General features: G+C 24.9%; 22 protein-coding genes. 12 read left to right on the forward strand and 10 right to left on the reverse strand.

Annotated elements, in window-relative coordinates; genetic code table 4:
• Positions 1-7: 7 nt before the first annotated feature.
• The 5 genes from AACK91_RS11165 to AACK91_RS11185 form a co-directional block, all read right to left on the reverse strand.
• Positions 8-568 (reverse strand): hypothetical protein, encoded by a 561-nt coding sequence (locus AACK91_RS11165; RefSeq protein WP_338963359.1) that lies wholly within the window; start codon positions 566-568, stop codon positions 8-10.
• Positions 569-610: 42 nt separating this feature from the next.
• The gene (locus AACK91_RS11170; RefSeq protein ID WP_338963361.1) at positions 611-1,393 is read right to left on the reverse strand and encodes a hypothetical protein; all 783 of its coding nucleotides are present in this window, start codon (positions 1,391-1,393) and stop codon (positions 611-613) included.
• A gap of 148 nt (positions 1,394-1,541) precedes the next feature.
• Positions 1,542-2,615, reverse strand: a complete 1,074-nt coding sequence (locus AACK91_RS11175; protein ID WP_338963363.1) for a hypothetical protein — start codon at positions 2,613-2,615, stop codon at positions 1,542-1,544.
• Positions 2,616-3,173: 558 nt separating this feature from the next.
• Entirely contained in the window at positions 3,174-4,157 is a 984-nt protein-coding gene (locus AACK91_RS11180) for an IS30 family transposase (protein WP_338963366.1), read from the reverse strand.
• 441 nt (positions 4,158-4,598) lie between these two features.
• Positions 4,599-5,561 (reverse strand): IS1/IS1595 family N-terminal zinc-binding domain-containing protein, encoded by a 963-nt coding sequence (locus tag AACK91_RS11185; RefSeq protein WP_338963247.1) that lies wholly within the window; start codon positions 5,559-5,561, stop codon positions 4,599-4,601.
• Positions 5,562-5,658: 97 nt separating this feature from the next.
• Here AACK91_RS11185 and AACK91_RS11190 point away from each other — a divergent pair, with 97 nt between their 5' ends.
• Genes AACK91_RS11190 through AACK91_RS11210 form a run of 5 tightly spaced genes read left to right on the forward strand, consistent with a single transcriptional unit; the run spans position 5,659 to position 12,403 of the window.
• Entirely contained in the window at positions 5,659-6,027 is a 369-nt protein-coding gene (locus tag AACK91_RS11190; RefSeq protein WP_338963368.1) for a hypothetical protein, read from the forward strand.
• Positions 6,020-7,480 (forward strand): PBSX family phage terminase large subunit, encoded by a 1,461-nt coding sequence (locus AACK91_RS11195; RefSeq protein WP_338963370.1) that lies wholly within the window; start codon positions 6,020-6,022, stop codon positions 7,478-7,480. Before AACK91_RS11190 ends, AACK91_RS11195 begins: the two co-directional genes overlap by 8 nt.
• Positions 7,480-7,758, forward strand: a complete 279-nt coding sequence (locus tag AACK91_RS11200; RefSeq protein WP_338963373.1) for a hypothetical protein — start codon at positions 7,480-7,482, stop codon at positions 7,756-7,758. Before AACK91_RS11195 ends, AACK91_RS11200 begins: the two co-directional genes overlap by 1 nt.
• The gene (locus tag AACK91_RS11205) at positions 7,751-9,142 is read left to right on the forward strand and encodes a hypothetical protein (RefSeq protein ID WP_338963376.1); all 1,392 of its coding nucleotides are present in this window, start codon (positions 7,751-7,753) and stop codon (positions 9,140-9,142) included. Before AACK91_RS11200 ends, AACK91_RS11205 begins: the two co-directional genes overlap by 8 nt.
• Positions 9,143-9,145: 3 nt before the next feature.
• Positions 9,146-12,403: a hypothetical protein gene (locus AACK91_RS11210; RefSeq protein WP_338963379.1), complete on the forward strand. Its 3,258-nt coding sequence runs from the start codon at positions 9,146-9,148 to the stop codon at positions 12,401-12,403.
• Between the two features lie 27 nt (positions 12,404-12,430).
• Here the strand turns inward: AACK91_RS11210 and AACK91_RS11215 are convergent, their stop codons facing one another.
• On the reverse strand, positions 12,431-12,910 hold the full coding sequence (locus AACK91_RS11215; RefSeq protein ID WP_338963381.1) for a lipoprotein: 480 nt from the start codon (positions 12,908-12,910) through the stop codon (positions 12,431-12,433).
• An 88-nt stretch (positions 12,911-12,998) separates the two neighbouring features.
• Positions 12,999-13,820 (reverse strand): hypothetical protein, encoded by an 822-nt coding sequence (locus AACK91_RS11220; protein ID WP_338963384.1) that lies wholly within the window; start codon positions 13,818-13,820, stop codon positions 12,999-13,001.
• A 323-nt stretch (positions 13,821-14,143) separates the two neighbouring features.
• Here AACK91_RS11220 and AACK91_RS11225 point away from each other — a divergent pair, with 323 nt between their 5' ends.
• On the forward strand, positions 14,144-14,374 hold the full coding sequence (locus AACK91_RS11225; protein WP_338963386.1) for a hypothetical protein: 231 nt from the start codon (positions 14,144-14,146) through the stop codon (positions 14,372-14,374).
• A gap of 94 nt (positions 14,375-14,468) precedes the next feature.
• On the opposite strand, the gene AACK91_RS11230 is transcribed toward AACK91_RS11225, so the two are convergent.
• Positions 14,469-15,431, reverse strand: a complete 963-nt coding sequence (locus AACK91_RS11230; protein WP_338963388.1) for an IS1/IS1595 family N-terminal zinc-binding domain-containing protein — start codon at positions 15,429-15,431, stop codon at positions 14,469-14,471.
• A 124-nt stretch (positions 15,432-15,555) separates the two neighbouring features.
• Between AACK91_RS11230 and AACK91_RS11235 the strand changes: the two genes are divergently transcribed.
• The 6 genes from AACK91_RS11235 (at position 15,556) to AACK91_RS11260 (ending at position 20,307) form a co-directional block, all read left to right on the forward strand.
• The gene (locus tag AACK91_RS11235) at positions 15,556-15,756 is read left to right on the forward strand and encodes a hypothetical protein (RefSeq protein ID WP_338963390.1); all 201 of its coding nucleotides are present in this window, start codon (positions 15,556-15,558) and stop codon (positions 15,754-15,756) included.
• 15 nt (positions 15,757-15,771) lie between these two features.
• Positions 15,772-17,136 carry a hypothetical protein gene (locus AACK91_RS11240; RefSeq protein ID WP_338963393.1) on the forward strand — a complete coding sequence of 455 codons (1,365 nt, stop codon included), beginning with the start codon at positions 15,772-15,774 and terminating at the stop codon, positions 17,134-17,136.
• 6 nt (positions 17,137-17,142) lie between these two features.
• Positions 17,143-18,081: a hypothetical protein gene (locus AACK91_RS11245; RefSeq protein WP_338963223.1), complete on the forward strand. Its 939-nt coding sequence runs from the start codon at positions 17,143-17,145 to the stop codon at positions 18,079-18,081.
• The gene (locus tag AACK91_RS11250; RefSeq protein WP_338963396.1) at positions 18,071-19,252 is read left to right on the forward strand and encodes a hypothetical protein; all 1,182 of its coding nucleotides are present in this window, start codon (positions 18,071-18,073) and stop codon (positions 19,250-19,252) included. Before AACK91_RS11245 ends, AACK91_RS11250 begins: the two co-directional genes overlap by 11 nt.
• 16 nt (positions 19,253-19,268) lie before the next feature.
• A complete protein-coding gene (locus tag AACK91_RS11255; RefSeq protein WP_338963398.1) occupies positions 19,269-19,895 on the forward strand; it encodes a hypothetical protein in 627 nt (208 codons plus the stop codon).
• Positions 19,896-19,968: 73 nt separating this feature from the next.
• On the forward strand, positions 19,969-20,307 hold the full coding sequence (locus tag AACK91_RS11260; RefSeq protein WP_338963400.1) for a hypothetical protein: 339 nt from the start codon (positions 19,969-19,971) through the stop codon (positions 20,305-20,307).
• 19 nt (positions 20,308-20,326) lie between these two features.
• On the opposite strand, the gene AACK91_RS11265 is transcribed toward AACK91_RS11260, so the two are convergent.
• Both AACK91_RS11265 and AACK91_RS11270 read right to left on the reverse strand, forming a co-directional pair.
• The gene (locus tag AACK91_RS11265) at positions 20,327-20,536 is read right to left on the reverse strand and encodes a hypothetical protein (protein WP_338963231.1); all 210 of its coding nucleotides are present in this window, start codon (positions 20,534-20,536) and stop codon (positions 20,327-20,329) included.
• Positions 20,529-20,717 (reverse strand): hypothetical protein, encoded by a 189-nt coding sequence (locus AACK91_RS11270; RefSeq protein WP_338963402.1) that lies wholly within the window; start codon positions 20,715-20,717, stop codon positions 20,529-20,531. The genes AACK91_RS11265 and AACK91_RS11270 overlap by 8 nt, the downstream gene beginning before the upstream one ends.
• Position 20,718 lies beyond the last annotated feature (1 nt).

Consider the following 20,718-nt stretch of genomic DNA (forward strand, 5'->3'; position numbering starts at 1 on the left):
AGCGCATTTAACCGTTTTGTTGTTTGTTGACCAATTCCAAATAGTTTATATTAACCGGTAACGGATGAACAAGATTTGGAACATCTTCTGGACGAATTAACGTAATTCCCATTGGTTTTTTTAAATCACTAGCAATTTTTGCTAAAGATTTATTATATGAGATACCAATACTATTTGATAACCTTAACTGTTGAAAAACATTTTGTTGCATGTCAACTGCTAATTGCATTGCTGAACCATACTTTAAATAAATATCTGTTACATCAATATAACATTCATCAATTGAAGCAACTTCAATTTGATTAGTATAATGCGAACTAATAAAATCAAATAATTTTTGGGCAAATTCAACATATAACCCAAAATCATGATTAACAACTTCTAAATTAGGATAAATTTCTTTTGCCTTATAAAGGGGCATTGGACTATTAATTCCTAATTTTCGTGCCGCATAATTTGCTGTTGTCACAATCGCTCTTCGTGAGGGTGAAGATACCACTAATGGTTTTAATTCCCGCTGGGGATCTAATGCTTGGTGACAACTAGCAAAAAAAACTATTCATATCAATATGAAAAATAACTTTCATAACAAAACTCCCCTACCCTCTTCTTATAAACCAAATGGACCAGTATATTTATAAATCCGTTTAAAAATAAAATTATAACCAAATAAATAGGTAAATTGAATTCCACGAGCATAACTACGAGCAATAATTCAATCATCATATAATTCGGGAAATTCTTTCTTAACAAATGGACGCATTTCTGTTTCATACAAATTTTCTAAGTTTTGTTTAAAATGGCCATTAAAACCTAATAAAATTAAATAAACTGCAATAATAAAAATTAAGATTGAATTTAAAATGCCATAATGTTCAATGAAATAAAAAAAATTAAAATCTAGTAAACTTGGATCCACTTTTATTAAAACATAAAAAATAATAATAAGAATTGATAATATTAAAAATAAAAACAATAATAATGGCGGTGCCACATATAATAAAAAATTCATTGTTCGTATATGACGATTTTTTAAGTGTAACTGTGTAGCAAAAAAAGTACGTCCTAAAACATAATCTAACCCCATCCCTGATAAAAAATAAGACTGATTAAATAATTGTAAATCATTAATATAAAACGTTTTCTTTTTATAAGAATTAGTAATTAACACTTGATGTGGTTTTCGTACTACTTTTAACCCACTAATTTTCTTTTTGGTTAAATAACGATCAATTACTTCTAAAGATGTCATTGTTTGACTAGGAGTATTATTTAAATTTGGAATTGGTACTAAAATATTTCGATAAGAAACAATTAAAAAAATTATCACAATAATATTAATTGCAACAAAAAATCCAATTAAAATAAAGGCAATTTCACTATTTCCTAACATCATTTCAATCATCCTTTGCTTGTACTCATTTATCCTATTATAACTTGAAAATAACAACATTAATAGAGTCTATTAATAAAAATTAGTTTTTTTCATAAAATAAAAACTGATTTGTCTAGGCGATCAAGGGTTATTTTGCCCATCAGCTTTACTTTTGGTTTTTTTCTTCGGTTAATTCAATTTCACCTGCATTAATTCTTTGTAGTCGCTTTTTAACAATTTCTGATAATGAACTTAAACTACCGTTGTTTAGCTTCATTTGTAACCGTTTTTTTCGTTCATCATTATTTGGATCAGCTGCTAATTTTAATAATCGTAATCGTTGTTCATAACTTAAATGGTCAGGGTCTAAAACATCATTTTCATCAATAAAAATTGCTTCTTCTTTACTAATTGCAATGTTTTTCTTTGCATTCTTTAAGATATCACTCAACGCAGGATTATGATTTATTGCATTTTCATCAAGAATAGTTGTGATATTTTCTTCTGTAAAAGTTAAATTTTCATGATTTGGATTAGTTCCTAAATCATTACCTTTTGGTTTAACAGCATCTTCTCCTTGCACTTTTAACAATAAATCAGCATTATTAAAGTATTTTTTTTCCGAATAAATTTCATCCCCACCAGCACGAGGTGTTGCATCCAACACAACTTTTGCTGGTTTATTAAGTAATTCTTCTAATGTCTCAGGAACAAGAAAACTATATTTTCGACGGCCTTCAACACGCGGCTTTTGTACTCGATTACGAAGAACATCTAATTTTCGTGTAACCAAATTAGTTTTTGATTTTTGTCAACGATCATAAATTTGGTTAACATTTAAAACTGGTTCAAGGGTATCGTTTTCGTTAAGAGGGACAAAACGGTTTTCATTATTTAAATTTAATTCATCTAAATCATTTAGTTCTTCTGATTGATCAATTTCAACTATTTTTTCTGATCGATTTGATAAACTTTCAAGTTCCTCATCGGTTGCTAATTCATCATAACTACCACTTTCATTAAAAACCTCATCATCCTGGTTTTGATTAACATTAAATTTATTATTATAATATGAAAATGTTTCATAGTCATCCGTGGTCTCAACATTGTTAACAATGTTTCGTTCCAAACGAATTTCATCAGCATTTGTTTTAACAATTGAAGTTAGACGTTTTGCTGGATCAAATTCATTTGGATCATAATCATCTCAATAATCAATGACTTTTTTCATATCCCCCATTATTAAAACCCCCATATGTTTTTACTTATATATTATACTACAATTTTAACTTGAAAAAAATACCCCGTAATTAAAACTATTTTTATCATTTAAAAAGACTGAGTTCTAATCAGTCTTTTTAAAAAATGCATTTATACTAAACATTTATTTTATTTAATATCAAACTATACTTATTACTCTGTATAACAAATTGTAAACGATAAACCTAAGTAAACTAAATCTTTTTAAACTTGACACAAAACAGACATTACTCCAAATACTTCACTTAAAATTTCCCCAAAATGAGGAATATATTTAGTTATTTGACTAGCAACTTTTGTTGTAGTACTACTTTAAATTATTTATTGAATTATTTAATTTTTCTATTTTTAAATCAATTTCTATTAGACGTATTATGTAAATCTAAGCTCCAAATTTATCTCTTGTTATTTTAATAATAACACTTTTTAAAAGAAGTGCAACTATTTTTTTAAAAAAATAAATTATTTTTAAATTTACCCTATTTTTGGCATATTTAAACACACTGAAAAATAATTTATTAAATTACTTCAAATAAACTTATCTAAAATTCTCTAAAAATACTTCTTTTGAAGTTCTTCAATTAAGAACGGGCCTTAATTTTTCATTTATAATATCGACTACTAAATCTATTTCTTGTTGCGTAACAAGATTAAAATCTGTCCCCCTACCATATCGTTTTCTAAATTCACGGTTTAGTCTTTCAATTAATGGTTTTTGATTAGGCGAAGCAGGGTCACAAAAATAAACATTAGAACCAGTAATCTTTTCCATTTCTTCAAACTTACTAAATTCTTTTCCTCTATCGGTTATTATTCCTTTAATTTTTCCAACTAAACCATTAATTCTAACTATATGTTTAAGTTTTTCTAAAACTTCATTAGCAGTATGTTCTTCTAATTTCATAGCAAAGTATTTTTTACTTGATTTCTCTGTCAAAACTAAACAACTAGATTGATGTTCTTTTCCAACTACGGTATCCATTTCAAATCAACCAACATCTTTTTCTTTATTTTCAATATCTCATATTGATTTAAATCTTTCATCTAATTTCCCACGATTATCAGGTCTTTTCTTTGTTCTATTTCTTCTACCACCATTTAATAAATTTTTCTTTAACAAACCCAAAAGACCTAAAAAAATTCATTTATAAAATGTTTTAAGACAGGCAGGAAATTTGATACCAAATTTTATTAAAAATCGCTGAATAATTTCTGCTGGTGAATCACCCAAAATATTAAATCGTAAATTTAAAAATTCTTGTTGTTCTTCTGTAAATGTAGGTATTTTTTTAATACACTTTTGTCGTTTTTTATAATAATCATCATGTGCCTCACGGGCATTATAATCTTCTATATTTGTAAATCTATTAATTTCTCTTTTAACAGTATTAATATCTCTTCCTGTTTGTCTTGATATTTCAGATAAATTAAGTGTGCCATTTTTCTTTTTGCAACTATCAGATAAAAATAAATCCTTAAAAAATCTTCGTTCATCATATTTTACATGTGTATAATCTTTCATTACTCTATATTTCCTCCAATTCTTTTATAAAAATAGTTATACATTAAATTTATAAAAAAGATAAATTTTCACATTTTTTTAAATTAAAATTATTGACAAATATATTATTAATTATATAATTATATTGTAACAAGCTCCAATTTATCTCTATATGCTTGTATACTAAAATAAAAAGTAAAGTAATTTACTTTTTTTTATTTTGATGTAAAATATAAATAATAAAAAGAACCGCGATGGTTCTTTCATAGTTTTTATTTACTCTTTTATTTAATCATATTCATTAAATAATAGCAATTTTAATATGCAAAAAGGAGTAAAAAATGAAAGAATTTAATCCAAATCTTTAATTTTGTCGAAAACTCTTGATGAAATAAAAAAAATCATCAATATGACAATTTGAAAACTAATTTTGTGTAAGATTATGATTTTGCTTTAAATTTTTTAAACGTTAAAATATAATACCGTTGATTGTTGGTTTGGTGTTAAACCTTTGTGTTGGTATTTTCATTTTCAGAGCTTTAAATAATTTTGAATATTAGTGAAACCCAAACCATGATAATGAATTAAGGCTTCTTTAAGACTGGATTGTAATTTACTAATCTTATTTAACTTTTGATAACTAGTATCAGGGTTTGTACTAGTTTTGGTGGAATATAGAGTAGAATTTGTTTGTTTTGCTACTAATAAATATAGTGGTTGCATATCAGAAATAATTATTGATTTTTCTTTAATTAGTTGCTTATTCATATTTTCAATAATCCATTGTTTTTGTAATCTTTTGGTATTGGTGGATTGAACAAAAATATTATTATTGCTATCAACTGCCATTTGAATACAGCATTTGGTATCAGTTGAAAATGGATCGAGATGAGTTTTTCGTTTATCAAATTTATCTTTAAAATTGCCTTTATGAATTTCTTTAATAAATGTTTCATCCATTTGGATTTGACCATTTAATTTTTTAAATTTTAACTGTGTATTTTCTAATTGTTTTGATTGCATTAATTTTTGTCGATTATATCAAGCGGTTTTTGGGGTTGTTTTAATAAAACGAGAAATTATTTTACTAGATTGTCCTAACAATGAAATTTGAATTAATAAATTTCACTGTTCATAATTTAAATGACTTCAATAAGTAAAATGATGACGAAATGCATCAAAACTAGCACGACATTTTTTACATAAATATTTTTGTTTTCCTTCGGAATTATGACCATTTTTAACACAATGAAAAGATTTGCAATTAGGACATATAATGCCTTTATCTCTAAATTTTTGATCAATTTCATTTAAACGTTTTTGTTTTTTAATTAAGTCTGCTTGTTGTTTTATTTTTTCATAAAATTCTAAAAATTGATCATCTGTTAAGCTATTTATTAATTCTGTAATTATTTTTTTCATCATTTATTTACCTCCATATATTAAAAATATACCTAATTTTAGGTATATTTTATAAATATCAAGAGTTTTCGACAAAATTAAAGATCCAAATAAAGCAAGTTTGGCAACTTTTTATCGTAAAATAGAGCAATTTTGAGAAAATAAATCACCCAATAAACCATATACTTTGAATGATTTAACCAATGAATTCAATCTTTCTAACAGATGAAAGCACGAAACTTACAAGAGCGAAAAGATAGTTCCTTTACTTGAAAAACAAGTTGATAGAATTGAAAGTGAAATAATTAACTTTATGATGAAATCACCTGATGGTGCTAAATTATATTGACAACGAGCATTTAATTATAAATATTCACTGCAAGAAAAACAGTTAGAACAAGAATTAAACTTAAATAATCAACAACCAATAATTGTTAATTTACAAACGGATATTAGAGATATTAAAAAAGAAAGTGATAATAATGCTTAATCATTTTACTTATTTGTTAGAAACTCCTTATTGATTATTACAAAATAGTAGTATTGGTAATAAATATCCCTTTGCTAAAAAATATAAGTTAGTTAATGAAATTAATCAAATTGGAACACGATATAGTGGTAAGACTATTTCAAATATTAAAATGTTTGGTGAATTATTAAAAATTAGTTTATTAATTAAAGAACCAATTTGTATCATTGCTAGTATGTATTGAAGTAAGGATTTAAAAGATAGTGTATTTCAAAATATCTGAAATATGTTAGATGAAAATCATATTCCTTATACTATTAACTTATCAAATTTTACTTTTACTTTATCAAATGGTAGCAAAATATATTGTAAAGGTTTACATTCACCAAGCCGGAAAGAAAAATTAAAAGCTTTTGCTGATTTGAATAAATATAAATTAGTAATTGATTGAAGAGAAGAATGTGACCAATTTCAACAAAAAGATTTAAGTGATTTAGAATTTGCTATTCGTGGGTATCAAAATAAAATAACAATTAATACATGTAACCCTGAAAGTTTAAAAAGATATATTGTTGGTTATTGTAATGAATTAATGCCTTTTAATGAAGAAATAATGCGTAGTAAATATGAACAAATTAACTATATTGAAAAATGAAATATGAAGATTATTATTCATTATTCTAGTTGAAGACTTAATTATGAATTACCACAAGATAAGGTTAATGAACAATTAAGATTAGAACAATTAGATATTGAAAGAGCAAGAGTATGAAGTTGAGGATTGCCTGGTAATACTAGTGGGTCAATCTTTGCAAGATATCTTGATATTATGCAAGCAACAGATATTATTCAACCAACTAAGTTATTATGTGGTGTTGACTTAGCAAACTCTACTAGTCCAAAAGGACATACAACAGCAGCGAGTTTTTGAATATATAATTCATTTGATAAAAAAGCCTATAAAGTTGCTGAATATACACACTCAAATGCTACTCAACAATTTAAGGGACCATTAGAACAAGTAAAAGATATATTAGATTTTTACAACAATCAATTAAATCAATATTTTAATTTAATCCAGCAAGGTATATCAATTAATGTTGATGATAGTGCTTATGCAACATTAGAAAGTTTAAATAGAGAAAAATATAATTATTCTTTTGGTCAATATATGCATTTTAAACCAGCACAAAAGCAGAAGTTTAAAATAAAACATCGTATTGAAGCATTTACCATGTTAATAAATACTAATCAATTAAAATGATTATGAGAAAAATGTCCTGTAAGTAAAACCCAATATGAATTAATTCAATGAGAAGATAAACCTGATGTAAGAGAAGAACGAATGTTAGACTTATATGATGATACATTTGATAGTGATTTTTATGCTTTACACTTTGAATTAATACCAATGGTTAAACATAATAGTTCAGCAGATTATAAATTATGACAACAAAGGGAGTGAATAACTTAATGAAAAAAGATATTTATGTAATACACGATGAAAGGGTAATTAATGCAAAAAGACCATATATGTCTGTTTGTGGACAAGTTAAAAAAAGACTTTGTCAAGAATTAAAAAAAGATAATATCGCAATATGTAAATTAAATTTATATAACGAATATATTAAGAAATATCAAAAAGTTAAAGTATGTGTACAAGTTTTAGCAAATGAACCTAGTTTATTAACAGTAAATATTATTAATTATGCACTTATTTTAAAATTAAAGGAGCAAAATAACAATGAATAATACTTTCCATAGTTTAACAAACTTAAATGATATTAATAGTGTTTTAAAATTTTATAATTATGATTGAACTATTAATTTAGCCAATATTATTGCTCGTCATCAAATGCGATTAGTTAATGGTAAAGATATTTTATTTAAGTCTCATCGTAAAGACATTTTAGAAAAATTAAATTGATGATATGAAACTTATAAAATAAAAGAAAAATTAGATAAAAATGAATTAACAGCAAGTTTAATGGGCAAAACTATTTTTGGTTTATTAGAAACATCAGATGGCAATATTGATTTATGAATTAATCCTTTTAACTTTACATCTCGTGTAAGTAAAATAAACGAAATTGAACAAGGTGCTGATATTTGATTAAATTATCATCAATCAGATAGTGGTTTTATTTTAAATTTAATTTGTACCAAAGATAAAATAGTTATTAAAGGTTGACCTAAAAATAATGAAGTAGTTGTTGGACAAAGTAAAACACAAATTAAAGATGATGTTAAACCTGTTTTAGTACAAGAATTTAAAAATAAATTAGGCGTAGTTCCTTTTTGAGAAATGATTAATGAACCTAATCCGTTATTTTTATCAACATCAACTACATTAAACCCATTACCTACAATGGCAAATTGTTATAAATTACAATTTGATTTAGAAGATAGTTTTAATATTAAATCAAAAGAAAGATGAGCAAATCGTACTCATTGATATGGAATATTAGATGATGATTTAATGACTGCTTATAACAAAGGTAATAAAAAAGTATTACAAGATGCTTTTGATGATATTTTTATTCAATCAGGTCAATCAGCCGTAGATGGTCAATTATCTCAATCTTTACAAGTAGTACAAGGAACACCAACCTTAGAAACATATACGGAAGACCAAAAAGCAATTATTGAACAAGTATATTTAGCATGTCATTTTTCTAGTCCTTTTGGTGATAAATCAGATAATGACCAAAATAAAACACAATCTTTATTAACTAAAACCAAAGATTTAGAAAAACAAGCATATTTACAAGCATATCGTAAGCAATATTATACAAAAGTGTTTGATACCGTTTTAAAATATTACGGTTTATGAGATGGTACTGGTGAAAGACCTTATGGTTTTGATTTTGTTAGTGCTAGTTTAGTAGATCAAATGCGACAAAATGAATTAATTACTGCTAGATTAGATAATGGCACAATGGAACCAATAAGAGCAATTACTGAATATGAAAATATTGATGAATTAGAAGCAGCAAAATATTTAGAAAAAATAGAAGCATGACAAGATAAAATGCAAGCCAAAGAAATAGAACATAATAATAAATTAATGGAATATGATGAAACTGGTAATAATCAAAATGCCTTACAAGGTAGAACAGAAATTAAGGAGAATTAAAAAATGAGTAGAATTAACCCAGGGGTTATCGAAGAATTACGAAGACAAGCCCATGATACTTTAATAGATATTAGAGAAAACATAAAAGACAATCGCCATTGAATGGTATTTCCTTTTAATGTTTATAGTTCATATATTCCTGATACTGAAACAGGTTGAAAACCTAATAATGCTAAACCAAGTGATTATGGTAGTTATTCACGCATATTTGATAATATGGAAAGTACTATTGCACAATGACAAGATAGTTTAAAAATAGTGCAAAAATATAAAGGTGAAGAAATTAATATATTAACGATTGATGATTTTAATAAACAACCAATTAATTCAACTATATGAGCAAATAATGAAACACCTTTTGCGATAAAATTAAAAGATGAAAATAATAATGTTTATTGAAAATTAATTGATGGTGAAAACATTTATGATATTAATAGAATGCTAGAATACTTAAAGCAATATAAATTAAGTTATTTTATGAATAATGATAATAAAGCAGATAACTTTTATACAAAAGAAGTTAAAGTTGGTAAATATTGAGATGCTTATATGATTGATGATAGAAGTTCAATTCAATTTGGTGAAGCCAAATTTGAACAAGTATTTACACAACAATCAACTGAAAGAAAATATACTTTATTAATTTTAGATGAAGATGCAGATAAATTAAATATTAATGATTATTATAATTTTTATACTGTATTTAATGACCGTGGTTTAAATATTGGTGGTGGTGATATTAATTCTGCACCCCAAGATAGACAATGATTATATCCATCAAATGTTATTAATTATTATTCACCTTATGATGGTAGTTTTTTATGACAAGAAATTACCTTTTCAAGTATTAATGACAAAATTAGTAATAGTGGTTTGGCAGTACGACAATTTATTCAAACATCAGCACCAGGTGAAGGTTATTGTTTTCCTAAAATAACTTATGATGAAAAACTAAATAAAGGTATTGTTGAATTAGATGAAGTTTTATTAAAAGACCCAGGTGTTAGAGCAATGGCAGTTAAATTTTATGGTAATCCTATCTTTTTTGATATGCCTGTTATTGGTCGACCAATTATTAAAGGTGAATTTAATAAAAAAGTTATGAATTCAAGAGATTTATTAATGTATAACATGTATCCTGCCCCACCTGATAAAATAAATACTTATGCATCACCCGAAGTAAGTTGATATAACATTCAAGGGATTCAACCAACTATTATTACTGGATATAAAGATTGAAAAGAACATATTCAATCAATGTCTGATTTTTGAATTGAAAAAAATAATGAGGGTATGGTAATAACAGATAAAGCAAGTTCAACAGCAACCAATCCGACTGTTGGAACAACTATTAAGGAAGAAAATTCAAATTCTAAACCTTATTGGTCTAAAAGTTGAATGATTACTCCACCAAATCAAGTAAAAGTAAATAGTGGAACTGTTAATAATATTATTAGTACCCAAGCGTCATCATATTTTAGAAGAAAAGATGAATTTGGTAATACTATTGGAAGTGTTCAAATTGAATATAATAAAATGGGTTCGTGTAATGTTTGAGACATTTTAAATATGAATAATTTTATTAATCGCCAAATTACCGTATTACCTTTAAACTATACGCAAAAATTAGTCTTTAATCCTTTTACTATACCTGCTATTGGAAAGTTTTTAAACTTTGTTTCTTTTGGTATTCCTTGGGACTGAATTGGAAATTTAACAATTACCCAAGATGATAAATGACCTAATTTTCCATGACTTAATGGTTTTATGAGTGCTAATGTTTATAGTTTTTATAACGATGCCTTTTGAGGTGATAAGTCTGCTGGTAAAGGTTATTTACCATTTGAAATATTTAGAGAACAAGGAAATGATAAAATTGGTGCTATGATTGGTGCTAATGCTACTAGTTTTAGTTTTACTACTTTATTAACTGATAAATTTAAAGGGACTGTTTTAACTAATGATGGTAAACCAACCGAAGAATTAGTTTATTCAACTTATAATTTAAAACAATTAAATCCTAAAACTAACCGAGTTTATTTAATTAATGAACAAACCAAAGCAATTGATGCACAAACACCAGTTAGTGATAGTGAAAAAGATAATGATTGCGAATTCTTACAAACACCAGATGGTACAAATTGTAGTTATATAATTGATATGTTTTCAATCCAAGCATTATATAAAGGTAATTTTGAAATTATCTTTTATGCTGATAACCCATATACTAATAATGAAGAAGATTATTTACGCTTATCAGTATGAAGTTTTAGAGGTAAAACAAAAAGTACTTTAAATAATTATTTACGCGATATGACAACTAATTATAAAACTAGTTTCTTACTACCACACGACTTTGAAATACCAACATTTAATTACCCACAATATGTTCTGCCACCAGTTCCATATAACTATCAACCTTATACACAAGATATTTGAGATGGTAAAACAGGACAAGCATTAATAACTAAAATTATAGCACCAGCACAATGTAAAAAAGGAACTTTTAAAAATGGAAGCACTGGTTATGGTGCTAATCTTTTTAATGATAATTATAACTATGGTTATTATGAATTAGAAATTGATTTAAGACAAATTGATCCAACTATTCAAAGTATAGATAAATTTATTAGTTCTTATAAAACAATAGAAATAAGTAATCTGGCTAATTTACAAGTTAACTGTCTAAAACCCGATATAGAACATTTTATTCGTGATAGAAATGTTAATTTATCTGCTGGTGAAACTACTTGTAATTATGATTTAGGTTCATTAAATAATATAACTTTACAAAAAAAGGGTATTTCACAAACTGATAATGTTAATTTTGAAAATATAATAATTTTATATACTGACAATATAAATAATTATATTCAAACATTTTCTACTGCTTATACTAATGGTTTGCCCGGTAATAATTATTTTAATAAATATAGTCCATCAAAAGATGAAGAAAATATTTATTTTTTGCTTCAAACAACAAAATTATCTGATTATGATGTGTCATTACCAAATAATAAAAAAATAGTTGAAACTTATTTACAAGCATATTATACAAATGATGTAAAATTAAAAATTAGATTTACAAAAATAATAACAGCATATTTAATAGAAGAACTTAACTATAAAATGGAACACTGAGGGGTTTGAAAATATTGAGGTAATAATAAAGATATAAAAATAGACCTTAACGCTTTGGGTGTTTTAAATATGGTAAATAACAGTGATAATCCTATTAAAATTACAATTAAACCAAGATAAAAATAAAAAAGTGCTAAATGCACTTTTTTATTCATCTTTAACTTTTACATTACCATTATTATTAACTATTAAGTCAGGTTCGTTAATATCTAAATTTCAACGATATACTGATTTAAAATATTTTTTCATATATTTACTATCATAATTTTCAACTGATAAAATTTTAGCAGGATATAAAATACCTACTTTATCTTTAAATAATATTTCATTTTTTCCTTTCTCAGTATTTTTTACTTTTTTAATTTGTCAATTAATATTTTTATTGGCACGATATACTACATAATATCATTTATTATCAACCTTATTAAATGGTTTTTCTTGTGGTGCCATTCATTCTAAAACACCATCTTCACCATTACTTGTTTTTATATTTATATTTTTTTCTTCTTTTAATTCTGCTAATTCTTTTTCAGAATAAGTATATTGTGATGTGTTACAAGAAACTAAACTTGTTGTACTTGTTGCAATTAAAGTGATTGTTCCTAAAAGGCTTAATATTTTTTTCATTTTTTAATTCCTTTCTTTTAAGGTCTATTAAATTAATTAAAAATGGAAATAAAACATTAATTTATTTCCATTTAACTTTATTAAATTATTATAAGTCACCAAAATGACCATAATAAGAATTTTGATTTGTACTAAAAAAAACAATTAAATTTCCTTCATATCTCAAATTTCCTTCTGGAACATAAATTGTTGCACTACTTCTTGATACATTTGAAACTCTTAAAATATTTATTAATTCAGTGGGAAAATTTTGATTATTAAATAAAAAAGATTCTATAATAGTTCTTTCGTTTGTATCAATAATATTACCTAAATTTCTATTTACATATGTTGTAGATAAGTTTAATCTACTAGTTCAATTGTATCCAGGTTCACTAATTGGTTGTTGTTGGCGTCTTGGCGGAATTATTTGTATATTAGATTCGGTATGTCTTATTGTGGGAAAATTAAAAGTTACCAAAACTGGAGTATCTTGTTGACCAAACAATGAGATATGTGCTCAAGAATCTCTTGAAGTATCTGAGTATGATCCATATGATCTTCCGCTAACATAAAGATTGTTAATATCTCTTACTTCTCTAGATAAAATATTTCTATTAATGTTAATAAAAGCATTTAAAATTGCCCGGTCTCCTTCTACAGCATCGCGATTGTCATATATTCTTATTCTTCCTAAATTTAGGACCAAACCTTGAATAGATGATAATGGGGTCCCGTTATTTGGTTCTATACGTTGTATATTATCATATTGTCTTTTAACTCTAATTAAATTTTCTAAATTATTTGTTTCTGAATAATTAATATCGCTATTTAATTGTTTTTCTTTTTCATAAGGACTAGCGGCAATTGTTGTTGGTACAGCAGTTCCACTAATAGTTAATACACTTAATAAACTAAGTAATTTTTTCATTACTGTATTTCTCCTTTTCTTATCTTGAAACTATTTATTGAAATTCTTTATCAAGATTTACCTTCAGTATATATATATATATATATATATGCAAGCAAAATTAGAAATTATTTTAAAATTTTATCTTGAAAAATAGTTATTATTAATTGTTTTAAGGGTTAAATTAACAACATAATAAATTATGTTTAGTATTTGTTTATAAAAAGTATTGTATTTATAAACTATAAGTATATAATTAATATAAGTTTTAATCTTTTTGTATCAAAAAAGAGTTTATGCTGACTTGTTAATCGAACAAGAATAAAAAAAGAGGAGTTTATAAAATGGCACTTACAAAAGAACAATTAATAGAACAAGGTTTAAGTGAAGAGATTGCTGAAAATATCTTAAATCAGTTTAATAATGAAGCAAAACAAATTAGAGAAAGTGTGCAAAAACGCGAAGATGTTATATCAAAAGAAGACTTTATTAAATTATCTAATGAATTAGATGAATTAAAAGCATTTAAAGATGTTCCATCTACTAAAATTGAAGATATTAAAATTAATCTTTAATTTTGTCGAAAACTCTTGATGAAATAAAAAAAATCATCAATATGACAATTTGAAAACTAATTTTGTGTAAGATTATGATTTTGCTTTAAATTTTTTAAACGTTAAAATATAATACCGTTGATTGTTGGTTTGGTGTTAAACCTTTGTGTTGGTATTTTCATTTTCAGAGCTTTAAATAATTTTGAATATTAGTGAAACCCAAACCATGATAATGAATTAAGGCTTCTTTAAGACTGGATTGTAATTTACTAATCTTATTTAACTTTTGATAACTAGTATCAGGGTTTGTACTAGTTTTGGTGGAATATAGAGTAGAATTTGTTTGTTTTGCTACTAATAAATATAGTGGTTGCATATCAGAAATAATTATTGATTTTTCTTTAATTAGTTGCTTATTCATATTTTCAATAATCCATTGTTTTTGTAATCTTTTGGTATTGGTGGATTGAACAAAAATATTATTATTGCTATCAACTGCCATTTGAATACAGCATTTGGTATCAGTTGAAAATGGATCGAGATGAGTTTTTCGTTTATCAAATTTATCTTTAAAATTGCCTTTATGAATTTCTTTAATAAATGTTTCATCCATTTGGATTTGAACATTTAATTTTTTAAATTTTAACTGTGTATTTTCTAATTGTTTTGATTGCATTAATTTTTGTCGATTATATCAAGCGGTTTTTGGGGTTGTTTTAATAAAACGAGAAATTATTTTACTAGATTGTCCTAACAATGAAATTTGAATTAATAAATTTCACTGTTCATAATTTAAATGACTTCAATAAGTAAAATGATGACGAAATGCATCAAAACTAGCACGACATTTTTTACATAAATATTTTTGTTTTCCTTCGGAATTATGACCATTTTTAACACAATGAAAAGATTTGCAATTAGGACATATAATGCCTTTATCTCTAAATTTTTGATCAATTTCATTTAAACGTTTTTGTTTTTTAATTAAGTCTGCTTGTTGTTTTATTTTTTCATAAAATTCTAAAAATTGATCATCTGTTAAGCTATTTATTAATTCTGTAATTATTTTTTTCATCATTTATTTACCTCTATATATTAAAAATATACCTAATTTTAGGTATATTTTATAAATATCAAGAGTTTTCGACAAAATTAAAGAAATTAATTTAGAAAAAGTTAGTGGTAGTTCTTTATCTGAAAAAATGCAAACTTTAAAAGAATTAAAACCTGATTTGTTTGTTGAAGAACAACCATCAGTTTCACCAACTAATTTAATTAAAGAAATGATTGAAAAATCGGTTGAAAATAAAAATGATGAAATTGAAACTATTAAAGAAAAAGGAGCATATACTCCAGAAGAAATTAAAAAATTAACTGATTATACACTTAAAAACCTTAGATAATAAGGGAGTGAAATTATGGCAACAATTAATTTGCCACAAGTACCTTTTACATTACAAGGTAACACAACAGGTCAAAAAGCCTATGTTGATATGGTTAATGCTTTATTGCGTGGACCTTTATATAATGAATATGCAAGTATTATGCAGTATGCTACTGCAACCGCAGAACAAGTTGCTTGATTACCTAATGCAGGACAAGCACTATATAATTTAACTCATCGTGTGGTATGACAAGATGATTATTCATTACCAAATGGTGGGGCAACTCAAACAATGGGATTAACAAGAATTCCAGTTCCGATTGATAAGAGATTTAATTTAAAATTAATGAATGAGGCTTTTGACTTAGCATTAATAGAACAAAATATTAAAAATGGTGTTATTGCTGATGCTATTTCTAGTGTTGTACAAAATAAATTTGTTAATTTAGAATGTGAATTAATTCAGGCTATTTATGATTATTGTTTAGCAGATGGTCAATATGAAGTAATTCCATTTCGTAGTTATACAGCAGAAAATGCTGATGATGCAAATAAGGCATTCTTTACATTAAATGAAACTTTGATTGAATTAACAAATCAAATTAGTAATTTATATTTTGGATTGCCAACTGATAAAATGTTTATGGTTTTAGGTCGTAGAGCCTATTTAGGATTAACACCTGCGTATTTAAAAGTGATTGGTTCACAAGCCCAATTAAAAGCAATGGTTAATGGTGAATTATATGAAAATACCGCAATGGGTATTCCTGTATCTAAAAGTTTTCATTTAGAAAAAACATATACAAAAGGACAAGTTAACCGTGATAAAGGTTATAATTTTACTAATGTAAATGGTTTAATTATTAATAAACAAGTATGAGCTTATCCAATTAATATGGATACTATTCAACAAGTTTTAGATAATGATACTGCTAACCCTAAATGAATTGGTAAAGTACAATATGCAACACCAACAATTTTATATCCAAAAACATGTAAAATTATTTTAGAAAAAGCGCCAACCCAAGATGAAATTAATACTGCTAAAAGTAATCTTAATAAAACATTTAGAGTTCCTGTTGATTATGTAATTCCATCATCAAATAAAATTGATATTAGTGGGATTAATAAATTAGATAAACCAACTATTCATGTTGACGATCCAACTCAAACAACAGCAGAACAATTAAAACCACAATTTAAAGATGTTGTTTTAAAATCAGTAAAAGCGGTAAATAATTTTTTAACAGAAAATGATTATGATTACTTTATTGAAGCTAGGGGTGAAGATTGACCAATTAATATTAAAAATGACAAAACTGTTGAAGTTCAAATTGAAGGTAAAAACAATGCTACTGGTCAAACAAACCCCATTGATGTTGTAATTAAAAATTCTTAATAAACAATGAATTTACTAATATTACGCGTTTTAACTTTATTAGTATCTAATTTAGAAAATAAACCTTTAATAAGTAAATTTGTAAATTTAATTAATAGAGTTAATCAAGTTCAAAATAAAATATTAAAACCAATTAATTATATTACTGATAAATATAATAAAATTACAAGTAAAGTTGAAGATATTTATCAATGATTAAATCCTTTTACTTATTTAGATTTAATTAAAAAAGGTCATAAAAAAGAAATACAACAAATATTAAGTCAATTAGAAAAAGATAATAATATTCAAAATAGAGAACAATTTAAAAATGAAAATTATCTAAATACTAATTGACAGCCTTTAAATAGTAGTTGACTTGATAGTGGTATGTTTAATATTACAAATAAGTTAACTTTAACAGGTAATTTAACTATTTTAATATATACAAAAACAGCAAAACATCCAAAATTTTATGGTCCATATGTTTATCCTAGTGTTCCAGTTGAAATATGAAAATTATTAAGTAATGCTGTTTCTAATGCAGGGACTTTATTTTGGCGTTATTGATTAAGAAAATGATTACCTAGTCATTTAAGAAATTATATTAAAAAACGATTACCACAAGCATTAAAAGAAAAATATCCCAAAGGAACTACTAAATTAACATTACCAACAGTTCAAAAATTACAACAAATTAAAAAGTTTATTAATAATTTAAAGATTGGACATTTTAATTTTAATTTTGCTGGTGAAATTAATAATAAAAAATGATATCGAGAACGCCGAAGTGATGTTAAAAATATTAAGAATTTATATAAAACACCAGTTAAAAATAAATTTTATCAGGTTAATAAATCTATTAAAGCAATTAATAAAACCAAAAGAAAGGTTAATAGTTATAAACCAAATAATTTAAAAAATAAATATCGTAATCAATTAAGGGGTGTTTTATATGGAAAATAATTTAAGTAATTTGTTATTTATAACAGTTGAAGATGTTAAAGCAAGTAAACTTTGACAACCTATTAATGATCGTAAACAATCTGCTTATAATGATAATTTAATTTATAATGCTATTTTAAAAACTAGTTTATGAATGGATAGATTATCAGGTGGAACAATTTCAGATAAAATTAATAAAAAAGATTTGTTTCCTTGAGTAAAAAAAGATAATACTGGTTTAATTGAATATGATAAATGATTAAGTTATATTCAATCTGCTTGTTTATTAGCAGTTATAAATTGATATTTACCAAAAGGAGTTAATGATTTAACTGGTAGTGCTTCATTTTCACAAGGTGGAGTTGCTTATTCACAAACTAATGACCCAGAAGCAAATGAAAATATTACTCGTGATGTTAAAAATGCTTTAAAATTAGCGGGTGAAATTATTGATATTATATCTAGTAAAACAGTATCTAGACCTTATAATTATAGTTTAGATAATTATGCTCATCCATGAGAAGAAGAATATAAGCATATTAGTAAAAAAACTTTTTATCCAACATTATTATTTTGATTAAAAGAACGATTACAAACTGATAATTCAATAAATATTACTTATCCTACTATTAATGATTTTTCTAAAATTGATTATAATGAGTGTATTAAATTAATAGTTCCCTTTGATAATAATACGATTTATTATGAAAATAATGTCTGAAAAGCAAAACAAAGTAGTGGTACTGATATAAAAATTGATAATAAAACTATCATTAAAAATGATAATGATGAGATTGAAGTTTCAGATTTAAAACAAGATAAATTAATAAGTGGTACAAATATTAAAACTATTAATGGTAATTCATTATTGGGGAATGGTGATATATCTATTAATACTGGTAATGATTGAGAATTAATTAATTATCCAGAAGCAAACGAAAAATTAACATTTAAAATTCCAGATTATGATTTAATAAAATATTACTATAAAATATCAATTTCAATAACAGATTATGCATCTGCTAATAAATTTGTAACATATTATTTTGAAACAATATCACAAAAATCAATATTTTCATTTTTAGCAGATAATTCTTATAAAAGAATAACAATTAAGCAAGATGGCTCAATTTCAAATGATACAAATAATATTGTTATTAAAGATTTAACAATTAAAAGAAAATTAATTTAGAAAGGATTTTTAATTAATGAAACAAAATAAAACAACTTGATTAAAGGGTGCCTTACCTTGAAATTGATTTAAAAAAGACCCTATTCCAACTTATAATTGAAATCATAAAGATATTAGAGAATGAGAAAGAAAATATAAAATTCGTAGTTGAGTAGTTAGTTTTTATACATTGATATTTTTAGCATTAAATTGTTGATTAGAATATGGCATGATTAATGCAATAAAAGATAATATTAATTGATATAATTATGGACAATATTGAGGTAATGGAATTGCTATTTTACTAACACCTTTATTTACATATGGAATTCAAGGTATATTTGTTGCTAGTAGTAAACCAAAAGTAGATATGAAAATTGATATTCCACGATTAAAAATATCTAAAATGGGATTAGTATTTACAATTTTACCTTTAATTACTTTAATAATTTCTTTAATTATTATTTGAATTGATAAATCAAAATGAAAAAAAGACCATTTAAGACATTGTTTGAACTGCCGTATTAATCCGCGTGTTATTCAACCAAGAATATCAAAACAATGAAATAATTTGGATGGTATAACAGAAGAAATATTTAAAAATATGCAAGATGAATATACTAAAAAACAAGAAGAAAATAACAAAGAATTAAATTTAAAATAAACTATATATAGGGGCGGTTGATATTTTTGGGTGGTTATATAGTTTAATTTATAAATTATTTTGTTCTGAAAGAATGGGTGGCCACTGTTTGAGTAAGGATAAGAAAGGAAATAAAGAAATGGAAATTAGTAATGAAATAGTAATTGCTTTACTTGTATTAGCGGGTGCTGGTGGAATGGGTAGTCTTGGTATTCTTGGATTATCTGCTAAAAAAATTAAAAAATATAAAGCAGAAATTAGAGAATTAAGAACTGCTGTTATTGCTCACGAAAAACATTTACGAGGACCTGATTATGCAACAGAATTAGCATTAAAAACAGGTCAAATTAAAAATGTTAAAAAACAAGTTAAAGTAAATGACAAAAAACAAGCACAAAAAGATGCTATTAAAAAACTAACAAATAGTATTTAAAAAAAATAACCTTAATTGGTTATTTTTTATTTTCTAATATTAAGTCTAAATTTTTAACTTTACAAATAACTAAATTATTTTTTCCATAATTATTTTTATAATATTCTCAGTATTCAGTTGAATTAATATCTACATCTTGTTTATCAATCCCAATTATATATTCACCACGAGGGTTTTTACAAGGGCGATTACCTTGTTCAGATCGATAACATAAAATATAATTATTCATATTCTTTATTTCCTTTATAATGTGTTATATAAAAGTTAATAAGATATTCAATTCGTTGCGAATAAGTAAAGTTATTAAATTCATTTCAAACTTTTTCTTCATTTTTATTTAAGTAAATATTAACATTACGAATTTGACAAGAATAATACTTTCCTGTTTTTTGATTATATGAATGTTTCATA

It is taken from the genome of Spiroplasma endosymbiont of Sarcophaga carnaria (genome assembly GCF_964019595.1).
GTDB lineage: Bacteria > Bacillota_I > Bacilli_A > Mycoplasmatales > Mycoplasmataceae > Spiroplasma > Spiroplasma poulsonii.